Consider the following 22,207-nt stretch of genomic DNA (forward strand, 5'->3'; position numbering starts at 1 on the left):
TTCCTTCAATGAAAACAGATTCAACGTTTTACTTTTGATTAAAAATTGAAATTTGAATGGTTCTTTCCTTCTTTTCCACCTTTTCTTTAATTTCAGGCTTTTTAAACTCTAACTTATTAGCTGCTATGTTATACGACAACACAGCATCGAAAAGGTCCTCCCCTTTCTTAAATCCTTTAATTGTGTTTGTTTTTCCATCTTTCAATAATTTTTTCACTTGTGCACTAGATATTTTCTTTCCTAATATCTTCTCCTTAATTTGAAAATCACAGCCTGTCGTACTATATGCTGTGCAGCCATAAAAACCTTTTTTTAGAACTACTTGACTACCGCACTTTAAACACGAACCTAGTAACTTCTTCTCCTCCTCTTTCCTTTTAGCCTCTTCAATTTTTTTAATTGAAGAATCTAAATTCCATGATTTAGAGATTTGTTCAATATCATTTAATAGCTTCACAACTAATTTTTCAGCCTTACCTATAAATTGCTTATAATCAATTCGTCCATCTGAGATTGCCTCTAATACATTTTCCCATTTTGCCGTTAATTCAGGTGAACACACAATCATCTTGTCACCAAGTGCATCCATTAACATCCGGCCCTTCTCTAATAAAAGCACCTTATTATTCTTATTCACTAAGTATCCACGATCATATAATGTATGGATAATACCATCACGCGTAGCAACAGTACCTATTCCACTTGTTTTTTTAAGGATTTTTTGCATTTCTTTTTCTTCCATAAGTGAACCGCAATTTTCCATTAACTCAACTAGTGTTCCAGGTGTCAAATATGGGGGGGCTTTTGTCATCCCTTTGTTGATTTCCGTATCAACAATTGTCCCTGTATCTCCTTCTTTTACATCTGGTAAATGGGCTACTTCTTCATTTTCCTCTTCTTGATCATCTTTCTCTTCCGATACTTGTTCTTTCTGATATAACATCTTCCAACCCAAACTCACTTCTTGTTTCCCTTTAGTTAAAAATGTTTCTGTTTCATCTACAACTGTGATAATTGAAGTGAAATCATACAATGCATCTTCGTGGTGCGCGGCAATTACTCGTTTCACCACCAAGTCATATATTGCTTTTTCACCAGGATTTAATTTAGAAAAATCCTTAGGAACGTCTAATACTATAATTCCGTGATGATCTGAGACTTTTTTCTCGTTTATATACCGTGAGGACAAATCAGTACTACGTATTGGAGCAGGTAAATATTTAGAATATGACTCGGTATACTTTAACTTTTCTAAAACCGCTGAAAGGATTGGTGCTTCAGCTGCCGTAATATACGGGTTATCTGCACGGGGATAGGACAACAAACCAGCTAAATACAAGCTTTCTGCATGATGAAGAGTTTCCTTAGGATCCATTTTAAATAATTTATTAGCCGTAGATTGAAGTCTAGTTAAATCAAAAAAATGAGGTGGCTTAAATGCCTTACGTTCCTTTTTAATTTCCTTTATAATAGCTGGCTCTTCAACTAATCGAATTGAAAGTTCCTCTATTTCTTCCTCACTATCAAACCGATTCTTGTCTTCTTTGAACCATCTTCCTGTATATTCTTTACCATCTATTTCAAAAGTCCCAGATAAAGTCCAAAAAGGTTCTGGTACATGTGCTTCTATTTGTTTAATACGTTCGTAAACAAGACGTAGCGTCGGAGATTGGCACCTTCCAATCGAAAATACTTCCCTTTTCAAACCATTTAAATCGCCATTTTCTGAGTTTCTACTTGCAAATTCTGATTGCATTCTTAGAGATACAGACCTTGATAAATTTATACCTACTAAGAAATCAGCCACCGCTCGCGCATAAGCACTATGATATAAATTCTCTTTAGATTTATAAGGAACTAATTCTTGCATTCCTTTTTTAATTGATGCTGGCGTTAGAGAAGAAATCCACAAGCATTTTGTTGGAAGGTTTCTATTTGTTACGTATTTTATTATTTCAGTAAATATTTTCATACCTTCTCTTGCTGAATCACAACAATTAATAAACATTGTAACTTTAGGATCATTAGCTAGTTTCTTTATTGTTCTAACAAGTTTTTCTCTACCTTTAATTGGTTTATAACTATAATTTTTAGGCATTATAGGTAATCCTGACAAACTCCATGGAGTGTTAGTCCCCATTTTTTCTTCATCAAAAGTCAAAAGGTGACCCATACAATAGGCTACATATGCACCCTCAGGAAATTCATTACAGGGCATTATCTCATAATACAAATCATGCTTTTTGTATTTTGGAAAAGCAGCTACAATTTTCTTTGCTACATCTGGTTTCTCTGCCAAACATAAATACACTCTTAACCCTCCTTATAAGCATAATAGGCTTTTACTACCCGGTTACTATTTCAATAAATCCCCCAACTGATATTAACTTATAGAAATAGTCTCCCTCATATGGATTATGGGATTTTCTATTCAAAAATCTAAGAAAATAAAAAAATCGATAAACACATATGGTTTATCGATGATAAAAAAGTATTGTTGTTTTCTAAATGAACAGAGATATTTGACCGCATTCCTCTTCTTGTATCTGTACATCTGCAGCGGGACAATTAACGATTTGTTTGTTTCTTTGATTTGTACTAATTCCTTCACAAATTGCACTAAGCAACAACTGATTGATACCTAGATTATAATACTTTTTATTCATAGTACCAGGTTCCTCAGTCCATCCCAACCAATTAAATATAACTTTCCGTGCCTCTTCTATTGTTCTAATATTCGAAGAGCAGATTATAAATTTCAATTTATTCCACACTACTTTAAAATCAGTATTGTCATAGCAAGACGGGAAACAAAAATAACTTTTTCTTGTTATACGCTGCCTTTCTTTTAAAAAGGAATATAATTCTCCTTCTTCAAAAGGATAATCTACATCCACATAAAAAATAGGATTTTCATTTTTGGTTTTTTGCTTATTCACTTTCATATCAGGTAAAAGCACAAGCTCACCATCATAATTAAAGTCTTTCGGTATAACTTCATTCCTTGATACGCGAATACCTTCTGTTTCGTACCAGGCATCTAGAATGGCTTCTATCTCGTCTTCCTCAATCAATGTATATTGTGATTTCTCTTGTGCATACAGTAAATATTCAAGTAATATAAAACGCCCTTCAATAGATATTCCACCAGGTATATATCCTTCATCACTAGCACGATTAAAACTCTCGTAGTAGTGCATATCTTGATATTCTTCATCACAAAGTTGGAAGATGTCTAATTTACTATTATTAAGGGTGTCACCTTTTAAAATTTTATTGTACACAGGTCTTGGTTTTATGCTACGATATCTACAATCATTACGCATTTTAATAACAAGGGTTTTCCAATCTAATAGGAATTGATAACTAGATTTCCCTTCTGCGATCAATCGCTTTAACATCTTATCTTCAGATACAACTCCACATGACCAGCAACCACTCCTCGCACCGTTCATTGAACATGCAGAACCAATATCATTTGCACTGGTCTTAATACCACACTCTAGCATTTCCTCGCCATATTGAATTGTCATCTCTTCCACTTCAATCCCATAGCTTAATGTTCCTCGATCCATTAGTTCAAAAAACACCTCATCAGAGGTTAAAAACTTTATGGGATGGAAATACTTAATTCTAGGCATATCTGGATGTTCAGCAAAGTATGAGGCAACATCATCTTCAATTGAAGCAATACTCCTTCTGCGGCGTGCACTCTCTTCATTCCTTACACCGTTATAAAGTAAAACATCAAAATCATCATTTGCTATATCCATAGGAATTTCATTGAAGATTTCTTTCAATTTACTCTGCATTGGCAGGAGTTTCAAATGGCTTGTGCACCATCTATTTCTTACATTTCCTAATGGAATTGAAGTACCCCGCCCTAGTAATTTATAAAAAAATCTACTTTTCATTGGTGGTTTTACCATATGAACCACAAACGGCATTTTCCCCTTATTATGAAACTCACCAGCTGCATATCTCTTAATTTGTTCTAAGCATCTATATTGATAAGCAGTCATTTCTGGCGTCTCAACACCCGTATCAGCACAAATTATATGAACCATGTGAATACGTTCCTCTGGTTTCATATCCTCTAATCTTTCACATAATAGTTGCAGTACAAGTGAAGAATCCTTTCCTCCACTCATCGCAACCATATGGGTCTTATATTTTAAATATACTTCCTTCATTTTCTGTTTTATTAATTTAATTTCATCTATAGAGTTTTTGTTCATTTTTTCACCCAATATTACAATAAAAAACACAAAGGGATTTCCCCTTTGTGCATAATGCAACAAAGGGTTACCCCCCCTTTCATTTATGTTATTTACCACACACGTAGTCTTTAATGAAGCAGCAGGTTAAAATAAAGTTAACTGTCCTGATTCATCATTATTCAAATCCATCTCTTTGCTAGTTTTTTCTTCCTGTTCCGTTGGTTCTTCGGTACATGATTTAGATAAAACGCTTTGTGTATTATAATCTGCATGATTCCGCTGATAACATGCACAATACAATGGCACTTCAGGATCCACTTGTTCTAAATAGCAATCCCCTTTACCCAGAGAACAAATTTCCCAGTGTCCACATGCCCCAAACCCTTTCTTAGAATAGCCTAGAGCCGTGTATGAAGCGTCTGATTTCATATGTGGGTTTCGTTCCATTATCCTTTTTAACTGTTCTATCCACATAGATAAGCCCCCTTATAAAGCAACCATATATACATTTTTTTGCATCTTAATGAACATTTCTTGCAGAACAAGATTTAACGAAACATTCGCTTGTCTTCTTATATAACCTTTTTCTAAAAGTTCTATTGCATCAGCAATTCCTTTTACACCCAGTTTTTCAGCATGTAGCTCTAAAATACCGATTTGACTTTGAAAAGATATTAAATCTTTCTTATTCGTTAAAGCATATAGCACATCTTTAAACCATATATTTATAAATTTAAATAGCATTGGCTCTTTTTCTTTTGTATCTATTAATTTTAATAACTTTATTATTTCTATAAAGACTGTAGGTTCCATCAAATTTTTCATTAACCTAACTATTTGTGAATGTAGTTCTATAAACCACTGCTCTTTTGTCAGTGATATAGCTTTATCAATATTATTTGTCATACGAGTTAAAAGCTTTACTATATCCTGAGAAAGGTTAGCTGCAGATAATTCTTCTTCGTATTCTCCCATATGTGTATCTAGAAAGTTTAAAATTTGGCATCTAGATTGAATCGTACCGAGAACCCTCTGTATATTTTCTGTAACAAGAATGGCTGTTGTATTTCCATCCGGCTCTTCTAAAAATTTTAATAAACTATTAGCAGCGCTAGTTGTTAGCATCTCAACTCGATCAATTAGATAAATCTTTCTTGATAGTTCAGTAGATGTGTATGTTATTTCTTTGTGTAACTGCTGAATTTGCTCCTTTTTAATACTCCCACCCTCTTCTGGCGAAATAATAACTACGTCAGGATGAATGTTGTTATTTATGCGATCACAATTTCGGCAATCATTACATGGTATTCTCTCTGAATTTTCTAAGCAAAATAGGCTTTTAATAAATAATAAAGCTGTCTCTTTTTTTAAAGTACCTGCTTCCCCATTAAATAGATACGCATGACTAACCTTATTATTTACTAATCCATTTTTCAGTATTGTCCCTACGATATGTTGCTTTTGCATAACTTCGCTCCAAGATATAATCTTTGTCATCATTACCACTCCTTAAATTTTATTAACACAAAAAGACCTTTCGAAGAAATAAGTGCTATTGTAAGAGGCTTACAATAATTCTTATAACCCGAAAGGTCTAGTGTATTAGTTTAAGCAAAAGAAAAATATTAATAGATAAATAATACCGAAAATTCAGATAAAAAACAAGTGCACACGCCTCCATTATATTACTTCATTTTCAACTCAAATCATATAATGAATAAGTATAGGACAATAATAAACTATAAGTTATTGTAGCTACTTTCGGGATCAATTATTAAAACTTCTTCTCTATTCAATGCTGACTCCAATATTTCTCTTGCTCTAGTTAGAACATGTCTCCCGCTCATACCTTTTAACGGTTCCCCAGGTATAATAATTTTGAATTTTTCTAGTTCGTTATTATCACAGTATTTACATTTATTATTGATTTCTGAGATAACATTTTTTATCTTACATTTATCACACTGAAATAAAATTTCCACATAAACCATCCCCTTTATATAATATTCCAATCGTAAGTGATCCTAAAATTAATTTACAGTCAGCATTTGTCATAGTTTCAGACATATACTTTTATCAAATTATCTCAACAATAACTTCCGCATTCATATTCCAACTTTCTTCAATTCGCCATACTAAAAATTCCATCAACTGACTATCATCTTTTTCTTTACCAGTAATACTTAAAGTAGCAATAATTTCATGGTTACTAACTGTTTCAACTGATAATATCTTTGGTTCAAAAACCTCATAATGATGCTCTTTTGAAATTGCAAGATTAAGTCTCTTAATTAATAATTCAGGTGTTACCGTGGGTGTCTGATGGTCAGATTCTTTCGTATACCTTACAAACTTGATTCGTATCTTCATATCTGTAAAATACTGTTGTTTGGATAGTTGACCAATATCTCCGTAAAAAGTAACATCCACATTAGAAGTGTCACTAATACGAGAACGAAATTGTAATCTAAAGGTTGTTTCATTTGCCCATTCAAGATAAATTGGAGTACTGTTAAAACCTTTCTTGTATATAATAAGGTCGTATTCTCCAAACCTCATGAGCCATTCATCTTTCTCACCGTTTTTAATTTCTATTTCCTTCGTATCTATCAAAAGGTTTCTCCCTAAACCAGCAATGTTAATTCGTACCTTTACATCACTTTGATTTGCTTTAATTCTCTCTAATGCATAAATTCCAATTTCAGTTTGGATCCTACTTCTAAAATCCCCTTTTCCATTAATTAAAACCGCTAAAGGGTCTGTTGATTTCTTTTTAAACATACTATAGACACCTCCTCATATATAAAAACTTATAGTTTATGGGCTTTTTATATAAATGTTTTTACACTTAATTTTACAGACGAGAATGCTCATTTTTCATTACAGATTCCAAAAATTCAAATTGTATTAATACGACTTGCATGTAATTTCCCATTAAGAAAAGCTGCATAGGATTTATCTAACAAATTAAGCAATTTCGTTAAATCCTTTTCATTTCGGTAACTAAACATTACCCCCCTGGTGAAATCACAATCTATAACACCGTAGAAAGGTAAAAATATAATAAATTCGTTAAAATCAACCTTTGTTTCTTCATAATACGTATAGTTAATTACCCTGCTCTTACGAGTATACTCTTTGTGAAAAGAATAAAAATCCAGATAAAAATTTGCTTGTAGTGGTGTGATAGGTATTTGTATATCGCTCTCACCTATTGTTAAGCATCGTTGATAGAGGTGTAACACAATTTTATTATTTACAGCAATATTTTTCTTCAAAGTAATTAAAACTATATTTCTATCTATTTCTTCAACATTCCAATATATTAAATTGCATTTCATCAATTGTCTGCACCCACTTTTGTACAAAATTTAAATTGTATTAAAATATCCGTTGAAAAAGCAATGCCTCTTTATTCAAAGTTTCTTTGATAGTCTCTTTTATTTTATACATTGCCTCTTCAGCCTCATTACGTTCTGAAAATGAAAAATGACCGCTTTGAAAATTAAAGTAGTTTAAATTATATAAACAAGAGTCATTACCTGTCATAACAGCCTTATATTGTTTATTTCTATAACTAACAAGTTTTATTTTAATCTTATCTTTTTGTAAATGTTTTACAATTAAGTTTTTGGATTTAATTTCAAAGGCTGGTCTATATTTTTCAACTAAATTTTGAATTCTCATTTGAAATTCTTTATTAAAATAATGAATTTCAACGTGAATCTCATATGGTTTTTCCAATGTTCTATTTGTTTTCATATCAATGTCTACCTTATAAAAAACATGCATCTTCTCACCCTCTTTTCTAACAACATTCAAAATCGATTCCAATTTACTCAATAGTAAAAATTTTCTACGTATTATAATTATATTACTATTTGAAACCAATGAAAAATCATCCCATAAAAAAATAACAGGGACTTAAAAATACAAGTCTTCTGTTATTTAGATTCTTGCTATTAAATAATAAATAATGAAACTTTTCAAAGTTTCATTTTCCCCATAGCTTTTTCATTTCAGTCTTTAATTCATCAATTCTTTCTTGCATTAGTTCTATCTCCCTGTTTAATAAAATTACCCTTTTAGTTTCACTATTGAATAATTAAGTATGCTAAGCAAAAGTAAAACTGTTAAAAGTACAATATAAAAAAGAAAGCCTATCGTTTTAATAAACAATACTATGCCTAATATAAAGAATATAGGTGCAATAATCATTTTAAAATAAGCCGGAATTGCCGGCATGTGCACACCATAATTTTCTATGGCTAAAAATGAAATTGAGTTTGATGATAATATTGAATCCTGAGTGTATATAAGATTCAAAAAAATTATTACTGTAGACAAAATCACTACATAACTCAATAACCAGAACTTTAATCCTTTTTCCCCCCGCAAAGCTTTGAATTCAAACTTTAAACTTCCGTTCACTTTTATAACCTCTTTTCTACACAAAACTCAAAATAAATTTCAAATTGGACTAAAGTCATTCAAATGTGGTATCCGTTAGATCAAATCAGCATCCCTATTGTATTAAATAATGCTAATTACTTGTTTTTTATAAAAATCAAATCCCAAAATACGATAAGACCAAACAAAAAACCTAACAAATTCCACCAATTAAGAATCAAAACAGTATCATTCCTTTCTAACGTTCCAGTAAATAAGATTTTATTGTTTAATATCGGTGTTTTTAATTCTTACAGAAACGTTTAATTGTTCCCTAGCTATCTCAATCGCTTCGAATTCAAAATGGATTCCAATTGACACCTTTTATAAGTTATCTTTGTTTATTTTAATTCCTCATAAGATGAAGTGAATTTACCTTCTTCCGCAAGTCTAAAATTGACTCCAATGGGTGGTGAAAGTCTTTCTGTCCAGTGGTAACCTTCATCAATATAACGTTTTAACTCATTGATTTCTAAAAATTTTCGTTTCCCTTCTACTGCATGTAAATTCCCCTCTGGATAATCAAACCTACGGTATTCCCAAAGTATCAAGTGTGATTTTTTATCAGGAAATAACTTAAAGGCTATAACACCCGTCTCCAAAGAACCAGATTCATATTTTTGAAGATAAAAGGGAAAATGTACTCCAGATTCTTTAAAAACTTCCTTCCCCTGAATTTCACGTATATAAAAGTTATCCCAATCATTCTTTTGCTGCTCTCTCCAATTGAGATATAGTTCTTCAGGAATCCCAAATTCTTTACATTGATTTGTTACGAAGTTGAAATATGCATTGTTATAATTTCTAACGAATTCCATTTAATATTTCCCCCTTAAAAATTCACTAAATTGGTAGCATCACAATGATAATTGTAATATGACGAATTTAAATAGTTGCTAGTAACCTAATTATTAACACAATAATAAAAACTTTCTATTTATTGTAATTATATTACTAATTCTCTCCAATTTAAAATCATTCCATAAAAAATAACAGAGGTTCAGAATTAAAGTTCCTCTGTTATCTACTAGCTATAAAATGAATAAACAATATGAAATTCTATTTTAGAGATTGTCGCATTATCTTTTATATACTTCTTTAATAAATCTAGAAATTTCACAAGATTGATTTCTAACTACCTTTGGACTGGATATGAACAATTCACTTTCAGCACGAGTAATTCCTACATAAGCCAGCCTTCTTTCTTCTTCCAAACTTTCTTGTAGTTTCATTAACATTTCTTTTTTGTTTGTAATTCTATCTTCCATCACTTCAAGAGCTGACTTATGAGGCAGTACCCCTTCAGATACTCCAATAAAGAATACAGTTGGAAATTCTAATCCCTTAGAGGAATGTATAGTATGCAATGCAACCGCATCAGGGTTTTGCTGCTTCTGCAATTCTTCCATTTGCTTATTTCGAAGAATAACTTTGTCTATAAAATTTAAAAATGAAGCTATATCTTTAAATTTTTTCGATGACGCTGTCAGTTCATCAAGCACCTCTTTAACTAATTCTTGATGAATAGTTAAGGATCCACGTTTATTGTTTTGTAAATACTTTTCATATCCAATGTAACCATGTCTAATTTCTTCAACAGCTAGTGCTGGGTTTAATCTAGCCAAGCCCTTTAGGTTCTTAATCACTCCTATAATAAATTGAAGTTGATACTTTTTTAGTTCTGGAATTGATGTTAAATAGTATAATAAGGGTTTTACCTTTCCATCTATATAATCTAAGGCTGAAGCACGATTAATATGAGATATCGCTTTCTCTTTACTTATATACAGTACGTTACATATTTCTTTAATCGCCTCTTCATCAGTCGGATTCAAAGCTAACCTTAAAAAACCTATGATTGGCAGTACATACGTATTCTCATAAAAAGTATCCTTATTGCCATATTGAATATAAGGGATATCATTTAGCACTAACTGTTCTACAATGGCTCTACTAACTGCGTGAGTTCTATATAGAACCGCAATATCTTTAAATTGTCTTGTCTCACTTTTAATTGCACTTTTTATACTTTGCACAATATTTATTGCCTCTTCGTCACTATCTGCAGGTGAACTATAAATTGGTTTAGGTCCGTCTGCCTTAAAGGCCCTAAGTTCTTTTTTGAGTTGTACTTTATTATTTTTTATCACTGCATTTCCAAGTCCAACAATGTATGGACTTGATCGATAATTAACTTCAAGTTTTATAATTTTCGCACCTGGGTATTCATTTGGAAAATCTAATATCAATTTGGGATCGGTACCTCGAAACGAATAAACGGTTTGCCCATCATCCCCCACACCGAATATTAACTTTTGTGGGTATGCTAACATCTTAACTATCATTTGTTGCAGTAGGCTAATGTCTTGATACTCATCCACTAGGATATGAAGAAACTTATTTTGGAGTAATTCCAAAAGTTGATAATCTTCTAAAAGCAATTGATAGGTATATAATAAAATATCATCAAAATCCATTTGATTATTATCTGCTTTCCATTCTTCATAAGAGTGATAGATTGTTTTAATTTCTTTTTCGATTGGTGTTTTTACTGGAAGATTTTCTGGAGTTACAAAAGTATTTTTGTAATAGGAGATAAGTGACAATACTGTTTCAGGATCATATGCGTCCTGGTATTTATACTTCTTTAATATATTTTTAATAATGATGTGTTTGAACTTTTCATTACTTAAAATGCGTTGATCGTACCCTCTGCTTCTTAATATCCTCAAAAAAACAGAATGAAATGTGCCAGCAACAATAGTATTTAATACCGATTTACTTATGCCTGGTAAACCAGCAATCCTTTCCTTCATTTCATTGGCCGCTTTACGTGTGAATGTTAAAACTAATATTCTTGATGCATCTACATGTGCTACACACATTAAGTAGCCTACTCTACTTGCTAGAACTCTTGTCTTTCCACTCCCTGCAGCAGCAATTGCTAATACTGGTTTATCGATGGTTCGAACAGCCTCGATTTGATTCTCATTTAGAAAAATGTTCTTTTCTTCTAACGCTCTAAAATAAAATGAATCAAGTTCATCATCAGCAATCAATTCCTTAGAAGTGTAAATATCAGCTATTTCAGCTTGAGGTATTGCCTTTACTTCAAAGTAACCTTCTGGTAGAAATACACTTTGTTTTTCTGACATCTTCAAAAGCTTTCCCTCTCTTTCATACTTGTGTACAAATGAAAACAGCCCTTCTGGAAAAAGAATGCTATGTACACTGTACATAGATCTTTTACCCGAAGGGCATAATCTCAAACAAACGAAAGAAAATTTAAAAAATATATTAAAGCTAGTATATCATACTTAAACATACAAATCACTTTGCATATTACTCACTAGCATATCTTTTTAATGCACTTTCAAATGCTGAAATCCCCTTACTATTTACAAAGCGAATAGGAGTGTTATAACGAGCTGCTGCAGGGATAATTAATTCATGATATATATGACTCAGTAATTCTGTTAGATAAAAGACTACATCAGCTTTTTTAACTGCACTATCTATTTTACGATGCTGATCTTCTGCTACAAATATAATTTCTGCATTGTATTTTTCAACGCACTCTCTATAGTATCTTTCTTTATTTCCACCAATTACAGCCACTTTCTTTCCTGATAAATCATTCTTATACACATTTCCTTGCGGCTCTTCTTCTTTCTGCAATTGAATGATTTCTTGAGCCATTTGTTCAATCATTTTATTTAAATACGCTACTTCTTTTTTATGTTGTTCTGACTTGATTTCCTCCTCTGTTGCCAAATCAGTCATCAATTCATTTACTGACCTCTCTGTTTGTTTAACAACTCTTGATGCCTTAGCATCTGATGAGATTTTTTGTTTTTTCAGATGTTCATTTTCCATTTTATATTTATTTAACATTTTCTCTTGTTTATTAAACTTTTTTTCATACTCGTTTAACTTACTTTGAAGTTTATTCCGCTCCTCTTTAAACGAAATCTCTTCGGCCTTTTCTTGACTAGGATATCTCTCCTTATGAAATATTGCTAATTCTGCAAGAATGTTAATGTATCTGAATGGAGCAGCTTCTAAGTACAAATCATGCATATCATCTGTTCCTTGAGTTTTTATATAAGCAGTAATGAAAATTGTGAAATGCATTCCGTACTTCTCAATTACTTCTTGTACATCTTTAATTTGCTTCTGTTGATTATCTGTTTGATCATACGCTGCTTGTAATTGAGCTATCTCAATTTCACCAGCGACTTTTAAATTTTTTTGAAGTCTTTCTTTCATTTGTGGTTTACTATATTCTTTTAACAAGCGATCGATTTTCCCTCGTTTACCCTGTTTCTTTTCCTTCGCTGTTAAGAAAATTTTACAGTCATTGAAAAAACGTGTAACTATTTTCTTATGTTTCGGTGAATCACTTTCTATTAAAGATATAATAATGTACAAATCAACAACATCAGGTAATGAATCTGTAGATTCTAACCAATACTGAGTAACAGCATCTTTTACTGTTGTAAATAATTCATCAGATATCTTATCTTGACCTATAGAATCTCCTTCCTCAAAACACTCACTATAATGTTTAAATAAATCTATTGATTCTTTTCCGTCCTTTTTTGTAATCGAAACTAATTCACCCATTTTTAATCCCCTCTCACAATAGAATTTTCTGATAACTACTCTAAATAGTAATATGTGGAATTATGAGTGTCAAATCGATTCATAAAGTTTTTAATCTTCCTTTTTGTTAGATCAAGAGTTATAATATTCTTATAATTTTTTACTTTTTGTTTTTTCTTCTTTAAATTATAAGCAGCCCTTTGGGTTGAGTTAACACATGAAAATGTGAACAGTAACTCTACTCATTTGGCTGCTTTTTTGCATTTAAAAGGATTGCCATTTAATAAAATTTGATATTTATGGGAGGAATATTAATGAGTAATTATGTTGCACTATACCGTGCGTATAGACCAAATAGCTTTAACGATTTAGTGGGGCAAGATCATATTAAAACGACAATCATGAATGCGATTAAACTAGAAAAAGTAGCACATGCCTACCTTCTATCTGGACCACGGGGTACTGGAAAAACAACTGTTGCCAAAATAATTGGAAAAGGTGTTAACTGCTTAAATCCATTAAGTAATGGTGAACCTTGTCAAAAGTGTGCCAACTGTAGTGATATTAATAATAATAAATTCGCGGACATTCTAGAATTTGATGCTGCAAGTAATAATGGAGTAGAAGAAATACGGCAGATACGAGACCAGGTACATTTAGCACCGGTTACAGGAAAATATAAAGTGTACATTATCGATGAAGTGCATATGCTTTCAAACTCTGCATTTAATGCTCTATTAAAGACATTAGAAGAGCCACCAGCACATGTCATTTTCATACTGGCTACAACAGACCCACAAAAGGTTCCTAAAACTATCATTTCAAGATGCCAACAATTCGAATTTCGAAATATACCTCTTCAAGCAATGATTGACAGGTTAAAATTCATCTCCAATGATCAAGGAATTCAGATTACAGACGAAGCATTACATTTAATATCTCAATTAGCTGAAGGTGGTTTAAGAAATGCTCTTAGCATAATGGACCAAGTCATCGCATACGCAACAAATAATGTAACAATAGAGCATGTTGCAACTGTCGTTGGTAAAGTAGCTATTCAGGATATTGAAAAACTAATACATTATATAACTCAGAAAGATTTAACCAGCACTTTGGATTCTTTACAAACTATCCTAGAGAGAAAACAAGCGGATTTCTTTTTAAGCGATTTAATCGGTTACTATAGAGACCTCATGATATTTAATCTATCTCAAAAAACTGACATGTTTAAAGTGGCCATTTATAATAATGCATTTATAAACCTTGCTGAACGAATACCATTATCCAATATTCCAAGTATTCTTGAAGAGCTTACAACGGTGCAGTATAAAATAAAGAATTCTGTATATGCAGCGACACTAATTGAAATTGCATTAGTTAAGATAATTCAGCTGGAGCAGGAAATATCAACGAACCAACCGAATATCAAAAATATTAAAAATGAAGATTCCAATGAACTTAATCAAACATTGTTACAAAGTTTACTTGATACCATCGCAGCATTCAATCAGCGTTTAGACGAATTAGAAAAACAAAAAGAAGAACCAACTTCTAATCAAAGACGCAGAAACATTCAAATTTATCGCGATCCTAAAGCTAAGGAAACTGCAAAAGATATTGTTTTACCAGAAATCACTTGGGAAACAAGCAAATTGTTAGAAACTTTCCTCCCTAACTGTATTGCTCATATAAAGAAAGATAATCCCCTTATTGCAAATAGTTTAGGAGAAATAGTTCATGCTACTGGATCTAAACACCATATTATTTTCGTAATGGAAAATCCCCAACAAGTTGAGACATTATATAATCCATTAAATGATTCCATAGTTACTAAAACCATTTCACAATTACTTAGACGCACCATTAAGATGATTTACTTAGAAAAAAGTGAATGGGAAGAGATAAATACAAAAAAGGAAGTGTAAAAATGAATCGTATCAAAGTACCGTTTGGAAGAAAAAAGAAACCTAAACTCCCAGTTGGAGATATTTCCGCCTTATCTTCTATGGAATTTGATTACCTATTGTATGTACTTAACGAACTTGCAAATAGATATACGTATTATAATACTACCCCATATGACATTAGAAAGTTTCTTCAATTAATTGCATTTCATCTAGCAAATAAATTAACAAAGCAGCAAACATTCTCTAATATCGAATTAGGTATCCTAAACGTTATAATTGAAAACAGGCTCCTACCATTTGAGGAAAGTAATAAATTAGGTGATTTTGTATTATTAGAGGAAATTGATAAGCAAAATAATTCGAATAAATTTATTACCCAGTTAATAGAAAATGACTTTCAATTAGTTGAGAACATTGCATATGTATGGATAAATAACAAGACTCAAAGTAATTAAATAGTCCATTAAAAATAACCCCGCTTAAATATAGGCGGGGTTAAACATTTGAAATCAAATGAACACTAGGATTAATAATACATCAATCAAAGATACTATTGAGTAAGCTGTGTCCTACAATACTATAAGATGCCGATTTTTCATCCCATTTCAATTCAATTTCTAATATTTCTTCTCTATTAAGAACTGTATTTTCAGCATAACGATGTTCAATCCACTTTATTTTCTTCGGTATGTCCGGAATAAATAGTGCTGTAAAATAAGCTCTCCTTAAAATCGTTGCCAATTGAGCATAACGATCTCCTACTGATCGACTGCCATTACCATACATCACAAATCTTGCGCCTATATCTCTTGCTATGTCTTTATCATTAAGAACATACACTTCTACAGGAAATCGTTGTACTTCCCGTACCTTATCTTCATTTGATTCTGTGGACATAAATAGCCCTGTAACATAAGGTAATTCAAACTTATATACTCCTGAATGTATTTGTTGATATTTTGGTACTTCTTTAGTTCTATTAAACATTAGTAATCCCCCTTAGTAGTTAAATAAAACTAGATTTAATTTTTTGTTGCCATCACTGTATTCTCCCTTAAATGCAATTCAATTTTGGCTACCGATCACTCTTTATCCTATAGATGCTGTTCTTTAGCTTAGGCTTCTTGTGTAACCGTACTTTAGTCCCATTAATGTCCAAGTCAATTTTTTCTTCCTCTAAAGCCTCCATTTTCTCTTTATGTTCTTTTTCAATTTTATCTCTTTCTTCTTTTTTCTTAGTCGCTTTAGGACCAATTACGAACAGAATTAAGAATATACTCACCATGACAACAAAAGTAGTCACTAGTACCTCTCCCCCCTTTGCCAAAACTTCGTACAACAAAATTCTTTTTAATGTCTAAGACTTAATTCAGAAAATTAGAGGAGAACGAGTGCTAGTATAATTACACCGAAAAATAATAGAAATTACCTGCACTATTCCCTCCTTCCCCTAGATAAACATAGATTATAAATGGCGCAACAAGGCGGGTACTATCAATGTCATTACAAATATAAAAATTGAACTATATCTCAAACTCGAACTCCATTTCCCATATTTCGGATGTTCAAATTTCTTATAAAGCATACCTAGTGCTAGAGATATTAAAAACATTAATACAGCTGTCCCTAAAATTATAGAAGTGATTAAACCCACCATATTACCCATAAAAGTTTGAAAATCAAAAGAACGTGTTGTCAGCATTAACACCGGTAAAATCCTTATTAGTAGTATGAGAATGAAGGATCCTACTCCAAAATATATAGATCTTTTTTTCCACTTTATATGTTTAAACAATAAAGAAGCTCCAAAAACTAGTAATGATATTAAGATTACTACAGAAAGAATAAGGAAAATAACATCAAAGAATGCAGGCACACTCGCATGGACTGCCCCATCTATTTTATCTCCCCCATCTTTTATTACATCACTGCCGCCATTAAACAAAGAACCAAACCAGTCTACAATCCAATCAGTCATCCAGGAAATATCGAATGGTAACTCTTCACTATTTGTTTGTGCAGGAGCAGCTGAGTTAAATACCTCCAAATTATCCCCCCCCTTTATTGATAATAAGCCCTTTACTTTAAGTATATAAATTTCTACTACCAAAACTAAGAAAGTAGGAGATGATAATTATTGCAATTAAAATAATAAAAGGCAAAAACGAACGCTTTTTGGTTCATTTTTGCCTTTTATCGTTAGTTAAAAAGGTAAAATTATACTTTTTACACTATATAGCTAATTCACTTTAAGAAATACTATTTGTTTTGCAGATCTGGAATAACGCGTTTCAATTCTTCATCTGTTATCAATTTGTCTATATGACCAGATTCATCTTTTAATAATAATTTAGCATTACCTTTTTGATGAATTTCAATTGACTTATTTGCATTTAAAATAGGAATTTCATAATAAATCCCCTTTAAGTCAACCAAATGACCTTCCACTTTAATGAAATTGCCTTTTAAATAAAATGTACCTTGCGCATTATAATCTAAACCGCCGCCTAAATTTTTCTTTGTTAATTCAGATATGGTCATTGATAAATTTCCATTTCCATCATATATTTCTTCAATATTCAGTCTCATCCCACCACGCGATAAGTGTCCTAAAGAAATTAACCTTTGTATTTCAGCATATCCCTCATCAGAAAATATTACTTCGAATTTTGCTTTATCAAGCGCAGGTATTAGTATTACAAACTTAACTGTTATTTTCATTATTCGCCCAGACTCATCAAACTCTGTTGAAGGTCTTAAATGAAATAGTTTAATTTCTTTACCGAATTCCCCACTTGTTTCTGCGTATTTTTTTGCTGGTTTTGTATAGTCAGTTGCAGAAAAAAATACTCCACCGTCAACTTCTGACAAATCAATTAATGCCCCGGCTAATTTTTGCAAATCGGGTCTCCCAACCTTTGAACCTTTTTTCGTATAGTCCTTGGCTTCTCCCATTTCTTTCCTTGCTTCTTGCTGTATTAACACGTCTAATTGATAAAAGGTGTTACTAAATGTGCCCTTCAATTTTTCATCATGCTTAACTAAGGCGTTTTCCTCGAGCAACTTCATGACCGCTGCAGAAAGTATTTCATATGCCGTCCCATCTTTATTTGGTTTATTACCAAACATATCTTCAAATAGTAAATCAATTGGTGAGCTCATAAATAAATTCTCCTTCTTTCCTCAATTAATTTGTATTCTTATCATTCTACCATCTAATTAACTTTAAATTCCTCTATTTCCTTATACGAATATGAATATGAATATTTTAAATTATAGCCCATAAAATCTAATTCAAAAAACTCAGCTAAGCTGAGTTATATTATTAATCTATTCAATTCTCTTTTTTGAATGGTTGTTTCAATTAATAAATCTAAATAATAACCCTCTTCTGTATCAAAGAAATACTCCATAGTCTTCTCAAATTCTTCTTCTTCACTTTGCATATATTTCTCTACTTCATAATTAGAAAGCGCTGAAACCGATTGAGCAATTAAAGAATATACGAATCGCTCTGCTAACACATTATCTTCAAAATGCTTTTTTTCTTTTCGAAAACACCCAGGAGCATTATAAGTAAAAGAGACAAAACTTTTCATAATAAAATCCCCCTTCAATTGTCTTAAAATAATCAATGGATTTTCGTGCTTTTTTCATCTACTTCATCTAATAGTTTAAATCTGCCTTTTCCTGTTTTTATAAGTAAACCTTCATCAACTAACTGATCCATAATATTACGAACTACATTCACATCTAGTTTCATTTCCTGTTTTACACGTGTCACTGCCGTATCCCCTGTTTCTATAATGTAAGACTTTATCCGCTCATATGGGGTTGGTAATGGCTTTATGTGTAAACCATTATTTGGACGTTCATAAGGGAACAAATCACATATATTTTGCAATATATCCTTAGTTTTGCCTTTAGATAAGTCAACTACAGGACTTTGAAACCTTACGTATTCTTCGCTCATGACAGGGCTTTTTAATAAAGCATCTCCTTTACCAAGTAACTTCACTCCTGGTGCACTTCCAAAAACAGTTTTGTAGTCATGATAACTACCACAACTAAAAGCAATTTTCGTTGGTAAATTCGCCTTGATCAACCCGTCTACAACTTTAACTTCCGGTCTTTGAGTACCACAAATCACATAAATACCTGCAGCTCTAGCCTTTTGACCTATTCGCACAATATAGTCTTTCACATCAGGGTTTTGCATGACTAAATCACTAAACTCATCGACAATACAAACAATATACGGAAGTTTTTCCACATCAGGTAATACATTATAGTCAATTAAATCATCTATATCGTATTCTTCCATCAATGCATATCTTCGGTCCATTTCCTCAGTTACTGCAGCTAAGACAGCTGTTGACTCTTCAACTTCAGTAACTATTTTTTGAACATGTGGGAAATCCTTAAATTTCTTAAAATCAATACGCTTTGGATCTATAATATAAAAATGCAAATCATAAGGCGTTTTCAATAAACATAAGGACAAAATTACTCCTACTAAAAAATACGTTTTTCCACTTCCAGTTGCTCCAGCTATTAACATGTGTAGTGTATCTGTTAAGTCCTCATAGAGAGGCTTTCCATGTTCATCTAAACCAATAATAAAAGGTAATTTCGCTTCTTTTGTGAAAGTTAAAAAGTCTGAACTGCTTAAGATATCTCTCAAGTAAACAACACTACGTTTCTCTTTTGGAAAACTAAACATAATTGAGTTCAGTTCTGAAGCAGATGATAATTGTAGGTCCTCTAAACCAACAGCTACCCTTATATCCTCTACATGTTTTTTAATTACTCTAAATTTAACGTTAGAAGGAATTGAAAGGGTTACATGCATAATTGTAGACCCTTCTTCTATTTTGATAATTTCACACGATTCTTTTATAATATTTTGTTCTCTCATTACATTTAGTATCTTTAATGTATTCTCATCTGCTTCTAACCGAGCATTTCGCTCCTCTTTTGTATAAGGTAATAGTTCAACAACTTTTTCCATAAAGTCGGAACTGTACACTGTATTTGTGTCTGAATTACTTATAGGGTTATTAACCGTACATTCATTCGTTCCAACAACATCTCTTTTAATTTCTTGCCTCTCCTGCTGTACAACCAAAGACAAAATTTCACTCTCACTTATATACTGTTTATTTTGGTTCACATGAATCTTTCTGCTTTTTATACCGTCTATAACATCCTCAGTTCCTTCGATTGGAGACATGTGTAGGCGATTAAAATAAGTTACTTTCTCTAATGAATTAGCAATTACATGCTGCAAATAGTCTTTTCTTGAAGTGTCTTCAGCGTAGATCCCAATGATTAATTGATATTGATATAGCGGCTCCTTTATTTTGGCTTCAATATCCTTCACCTGAGAATTTTTATTTAATGGATAGTTCATACTTTCAAATAATTGATAAACATATTTTTGGAACTTCCGTTTAAACAAAGCATCTGATGGATTCGCTATTCCAGATAAATAGTCAATGTATTGCTCTATGAGGTCTTCTTTTGCTTTATCCTCTTTCTGAGTTGAAAATTGTATCAATATTTTTTCTCTATCCTGCAGTACATCCTGTATATTTTGAAATATCCCTTTGTCATTCTTCAATGGAAATATACTCCCTTTTTGTAAAGACACTTCATACAGGTTCATACCACTGATTAGTTCTAAAACATAATGACTATCTATCTGCTCCTGAACTATCTCAAAGTTATTTCCTACTGGTGTAGATAAATAGTTGTTACAACCTTCTTTATAAATGATTTTCTCAAAACCTATTGTTGTTTTCACATCACAATTTAAAACATATTTAACCGTGTTTTCATCAAAATTATTGATAGAATAGATTGTCGGTAATAAAACATCTGCTTGAGAAGTAAATCTACGCTGGAAATGTTTAAAAAACATCACCGATCCCCCAATTCGACTTATTTTTTCTTCCCTTTTTTCCATAGCTTCATTACTGTTCCTTTTAAAGGAATTCTTGTAAAATGACTCTTTAACGATTTTCCTATTGAAAACACATCATCTCCATTATCTTGGAAACCTTTTAAAATCCCAGGAGGATTCGCAACTCTATAGAAGCCACCAATTATAAATAAAATTTTCAATAAAATCATATTAGGTTCTATAAGTCCCCTTGTAGCAAATAGAACTATTGCCATAAAAGTAATAAATGTTGCATGTATAAGTTGTATCAGAGATAACTGCTTAACATTTTTCCACCATAGATTAAACCAATGCCGATGTTGGTCAAATATCCATGTACAGAATGCCAATGGGGTACTTATTACGAGTAACATCAAATCAAACCATCGTCGTCCAGCTTTTAATAAAACAGGGATTAGTGTAGAAATAAGTAGCAAATCAAAACCTATAAGTGCAATTAAATTGATTACACTTAAGGATCCATTTAGTACTAATTCACCAGCTTTTATTTCACTGACACCAATACCAGTAATTACATCAGAGCATAGATTCAACAAGGAGAAACCTTTCGCAAAAAGTGTAGGAGCAGCACCAGTTAGTAATAATGCAAGAGGAATTCTGTGAAGGATTTTTCGTATAGGGGTGTGTGATTTACGAAGCATCATATTTATCGAATTAATAGTACATAAAATCATGATTAAAATTAATGAAATAGTGAAAAATACAAGTGTCTGATCTTTAATAATTGTTGTTTCGAACAGAAATGCCGGTAGCTTTAACAAAACGTTAGATACTAACTCAAAAATTTCATTTAATAAAGTTACACTGCCATTATAAATGTGTTGAGGAAGATTTTTTATAAACAAATCAATACTATCAATTGCATCTGATATCCCTGTTACTTTTGACTTAATTTCTGTTAATAATGTACTAACACTATTAAAGTAATTACTTCCAGGAATAAATGAAAAGGGAGCAGGATCCTCTGATGTACTTGGTAGTTTGAATTGAAATTTATCTTCAAATGGCGCCCAGGGTTCAGCAGCACTTTCCATGGCATAAGCTTCTTTCACATGAAACAT

21 protein-coding genes are annotated in these 22,207 nt (G+C 31.9%); 2 read left to right on the forward strand and 19 right to left on the reverse strand.

From position 1 onward, the window contains the following. Nucleotides 1–28 precede the first annotated feature (28 nt). The 12 genes from MKY38_RS26590 to MKY38_RS26645 all read right to left on the reverse strand — a co-directional run bounded on the left by MKY38_RS26590 (nucleotide 29) and on the right by MKY38_RS26645 (nucleotide 13,295). Nucleotides 29–2,311 carry a type IA DNA topoisomerase gene (locus MKY38_RS26590; RefSeq protein ID WP_341050459.1) on the reverse strand — a complete coding sequence of 761 codons (2,283 nt, stop codon included), beginning with the start codon at nucleotides 2,309–2,311 and terminating at the stop codon, nucleotides 29–31. A gap of 193 nt (nucleotides 2,312–2,504) precedes the next feature. Continuing rightward, entirely contained in the window at nucleotides 2,505–4,301 is a 1,797-nt protein-coding gene (locus MKY38_RS26595) for a hypothetical protein (protein ID WP_341050461.1), read from the reverse strand. Nucleotides 4,302–4,364: 63 nt separating this feature from the next. Continuing rightward, on the reverse strand, nucleotides 4,365–4,694 hold the full coding sequence (locus MKY38_RS26600; RefSeq protein ID WP_200462627.1) for a hypothetical protein: 330 nt from the start codon (nucleotides 4,692–4,694) through the stop codon (nucleotides 4,365–4,367). A gap of 12 nt (nucleotides 4,695–4,706) precedes the next feature. Further along, a complete protein-coding gene (locus MKY38_RS26605; protein ID WP_341050465.1) occupies nucleotides 4,707–5,717 on the reverse strand; it encodes a DNA polymerase III subunit delta' in 1,011 nt (336 codons plus the stop codon). A gap of 242 nt (nucleotides 5,718–5,959) precedes the next feature. Continuing rightward, a complete protein-coding gene (locus MKY38_RS26610; protein WP_234485162.1) occupies nucleotides 5,960–6,211 on the reverse strand; it encodes a hypothetical protein in 252 nt (83 codons plus the stop codon). A gap of 85 nt (nucleotides 6,212–6,296) precedes the next feature. Beyond that, entirely contained in the window at nucleotides 6,297–7,001 is a 705-nt protein-coding gene (locus MKY38_RS26615; RefSeq protein ID WP_200462624.1) for a hypothetical protein, read from the reverse strand. A gap of 116 nt (nucleotides 7,002–7,117) precedes the next feature. Further along, nucleotides 7,118–7,561, reverse strand: a complete 444-nt coding sequence (locus MKY38_RS26620; protein ID WP_200462623.1) for a hypothetical protein — start codon at nucleotides 7,559–7,561, stop codon at nucleotides 7,118–7,120. A 40-nt stretch (nucleotides 7,562–7,601) separates the two neighbouring features. Beyond that, nucleotides 7,602–8,012: a hypothetical protein gene (locus tag MKY38_RS26625; protein ID WP_262937071.1), complete on the reverse strand. Its 411-nt coding sequence runs from the start codon at nucleotides 8,010–8,012 to the stop codon at nucleotides 7,602–7,604. Nucleotides 8,013–8,297: 285 nt separating this feature from the next. Continuing rightward, nucleotides 8,298–8,651, reverse strand: coding sequence for a hypothetical protein (locus MKY38_RS26630; protein ID WP_200462665.1), 354 nt, complete (start codon nucleotides 8,649–8,651; stop codon nucleotides 8,298–8,300). Between the two features lie 359 nt (nucleotides 8,652–9,010). Next, nucleotides 9,011–9,487 (reverse strand): hypothetical protein, encoded by a 477-nt coding sequence (locus MKY38_RS26635; protein WP_341050470.1) that lies wholly within the window; start codon nucleotides 9,485–9,487, stop codon nucleotides 9,011–9,013. A gap of 261 nt (nucleotides 9,488–9,748) precedes the next feature. Continuing rightward, a complete protein-coding gene (locus MKY38_RS26640; protein WP_234485171.1) occupies nucleotides 9,749–11,824 on the reverse strand; it encodes an ATP-dependent helicase in 2,076 nt (691 codons plus the stop codon). 187 nt (nucleotides 11,825–12,011) lie between these two features. Continuing rightward, on the reverse strand, nucleotides 12,012–13,295 hold the full coding sequence (locus tag MKY38_RS26645; protein ID WP_098122886.1) for a DUF2325 domain-containing protein: 1,284 nt from the start codon (nucleotides 13,293–13,295) through the stop codon (nucleotides 12,012–12,014). A gap of 293 nt (nucleotides 13,296–13,588) precedes the next feature. On the opposite strand from MKY38_RS26645, the gene dnaX reads away from it, so the two are divergent. Continuing rightward, nucleotides 13,589–15,199 carry a DNA polymerase III subunit gamma/tau gene (dnaX, locus tag MKY38_RS26650; RefSeq protein ID WP_200462668.1) on the forward strand — a complete coding sequence of 537 codons (1,611 nt, stop codon included), beginning with the start codon at nucleotides 13,589–13,591 and terminating at the stop codon, nucleotides 15,197–15,199. Nucleotides 15,200–15,201: 2 nt separating this feature from the next. Next, complete coding sequence (locus MKY38_RS26655; protein WP_200462669.1) at nucleotides 15,202–15,636, forward strand: hypothetical protein; 435 nt, start codon at nucleotides 15,202–15,204, stop codon at nucleotides 15,634–15,636. 82 nt (nucleotides 15,637–15,718) lie between these two features. Here MKY38_RS26655 and MKY38_RS26660 read toward each other — a convergent pair whose 3' ends face one another. The 7 genes from MKY38_RS26660 to MKY38_RS26690 form a co-directional block, all read right to left on the reverse strand. Further along, the gene (locus MKY38_RS26660; RefSeq protein ID WP_200462670.1) at nucleotides 15,719–16,168 is read right to left on the reverse strand and encodes a hypothetical protein; all 450 of its coding nucleotides are present in this window, start codon (nucleotides 16,166–16,168) and stop codon (nucleotides 15,719–15,721) included. Between the two features lie 88 nt (nucleotides 16,169–16,256). Further along, nucleotides 16,257–16,484, reverse strand: coding sequence for a hypothetical protein (locus tag MKY38_RS26665; protein ID WP_064472587.1), 228 nt, complete (start codon nucleotides 16,482–16,484; stop codon nucleotides 16,257–16,259). 162 nt (nucleotides 16,485–16,646) lie between these two features. Then, nucleotides 16,647–17,246, reverse strand: a complete 600-nt coding sequence (locus MKY38_RS26670; protein ID WP_341050792.1) for a hypothetical protein — start codon at nucleotides 17,244–17,246, stop codon at nucleotides 16,647–16,649. 194 nt (nucleotides 17,247–17,440) lie between these two features. Next, a complete protein-coding gene (locus tag MKY38_RS26675; RefSeq protein ID WP_341050476.1) occupies nucleotides 17,441–18,343 on the reverse strand; it encodes a restriction endonuclease in 903 nt (300 codons plus the stop codon). A gap of 155 nt (nucleotides 18,344–18,498) precedes the next feature. Then, nucleotides 18,499–18,780: a hypothetical protein gene (locus MKY38_RS26680; protein WP_341050478.1), complete on the reverse strand. Its 282-nt coding sequence runs from the start codon at nucleotides 18,778–18,780 to the stop codon at nucleotides 18,499–18,501. A gap of 32 nt (nucleotides 18,781–18,812) precedes the next feature. Then, nucleotides 18,813–21,149, reverse strand: coding sequence for an FtsK/SpoIIIE domain-containing protein (locus tag MKY38_RS26685; protein WP_341050481.1), 2,337 nt, complete (start codon nucleotides 21,147–21,149; stop codon nucleotides 18,813–18,815). Next, nucleotides 21,125–22,207, reverse strand: a complete 1,083-nt coding sequence (locus MKY38_RS26690; protein WP_341050483.1) for a hypothetical protein — start codon at nucleotides 22,205–22,207, stop codon at nucleotides 21,125–21,127. The genes MKY38_RS26685 and MKY38_RS26690 overlap by 25 nt, the downstream gene beginning before the upstream one ends.

The sequence above is a fragment of the Bacillus sp. FSL R5-0585 genome (assembly GCF_038004545.1).
Taxonomy (GTDB): Bacteria; Bacillota; Bacilli; order Bacillales; family Bacillaceae_G; genus Bacillus_A; species Bacillus_A cereus.

What these genes read in the sequence shown, in the direction of transcription:
- MKY38_RS26610 (WP_234485162.1), bottom strand. Translation starts at nt 6,211, where the DNA reads ATGGTTTATGTGGAAATTTTATTTCAGTGTGATAAATGTAAGATAAAA.
- dnaX (WP_200462668.1), top strand. Translation starts at nt 13,589, where the DNA reads ATGAGTAATTATGTTGCACTATACCGTGCGTATAGACCAAATAGCTTT.
- MKY38_RS26625 (WP_262937071.1), bottom strand. Translation starts at nt 8,012, where the DNA reads ATGCATGTTTTTTATAAGGTAGACATTGATATGAAAACAAATAGAACA.
- MKY38_RS26655 (WP_200462669.1), top strand. Translation starts at nt 15,202, where the DNA reads ATGAATCGTATCAAAGTACCGTTTGGAAGAAAAAAGAAACCTAAACTC.
- MKY38_RS26680 (WP_341050478.1), bottom strand. Translation starts at nt 18,780, where the DNA reads ATGAAAAGTTTTGTCTCTTTTACTTATAATGCTCCTGGGTGTTTTCGA.
- MKY38_RS26685 (WP_341050481.1), bottom strand. Translation starts at nt 21,149, where the DNA reads ATGGAAAAAAGGGAAGAAAAAATAAGTCGAATTGGGGGATCGGTGATG.
- MKY38_RS26660 (WP_200462670.1), bottom strand. Translation starts at nt 16,168, where the DNA reads ATGTTTAATAGAACTAAAGAAGTACCAAAATATCAACAAATACATTCA.
- MKY38_RS26640 (WP_234485171.1), bottom strand. Translation starts at nt 11,824, where the DNA reads ATGTCAGAAAAACAAAGTGTATTTCTACCAGAAGGTTACTTTGAAGTA.
- MKY38_RS26605 (WP_341050465.1), bottom strand. Translation starts at nt 5,717, where the DNA reads ATGACAAAGATTATATCTTGGAGCGAAGTTATGCAAAAGCAACATATC.
- MKY38_RS26635 (WP_341050470.1), bottom strand. Translation starts at nt 9,487, where the DNA reads ATGGAATTCGTTAGAAATTATAACAATGCATATTTCAACTTCGTAACA.
- MKY38_RS26690 (WP_341050483.1), bottom strand. Translation starts at nt 22,207, where the DNA reads ATGTTTCATGTGAAAGAAGCTTATGCCATGGAAAGTGCTGCTGAACCC.
- MKY38_RS26645 (WP_098122886.1), bottom strand. Translation starts at nt 13,295, where the DNA reads ATGGGTGAATTAGTTTCGATTACAAAAAAGGACGGAAAAGAATCAATA.
- MKY38_RS26615 (WP_200462624.1), bottom strand. Translation starts at nt 7,001, where the DNA reads ATGTTTAAAAAGAAATCAACAGACCCTTTAGCGGTTTTAATTAATGGA.
- MKY38_RS26600 (WP_200462627.1), bottom strand. Translation starts at nt 4,694, where the DNA reads ATGTGGATAGAACAGTTAAAAAGGATAATGGAACGAAACCCACATATG.
- MKY38_RS26620 (WP_200462623.1), bottom strand. Translation starts at nt 7,561, where the DNA reads ATGAAATGCAATTTAATATATTGGAATGTTGAAGAAATAGATAGAAAT.
- MKY38_RS26675 (WP_341050476.1), bottom strand. Translation starts at nt 18,343, where the DNA reads ATGAGCTCACCAATTGATTTACTATTTGAAGATATGTTTGGTAATAAA.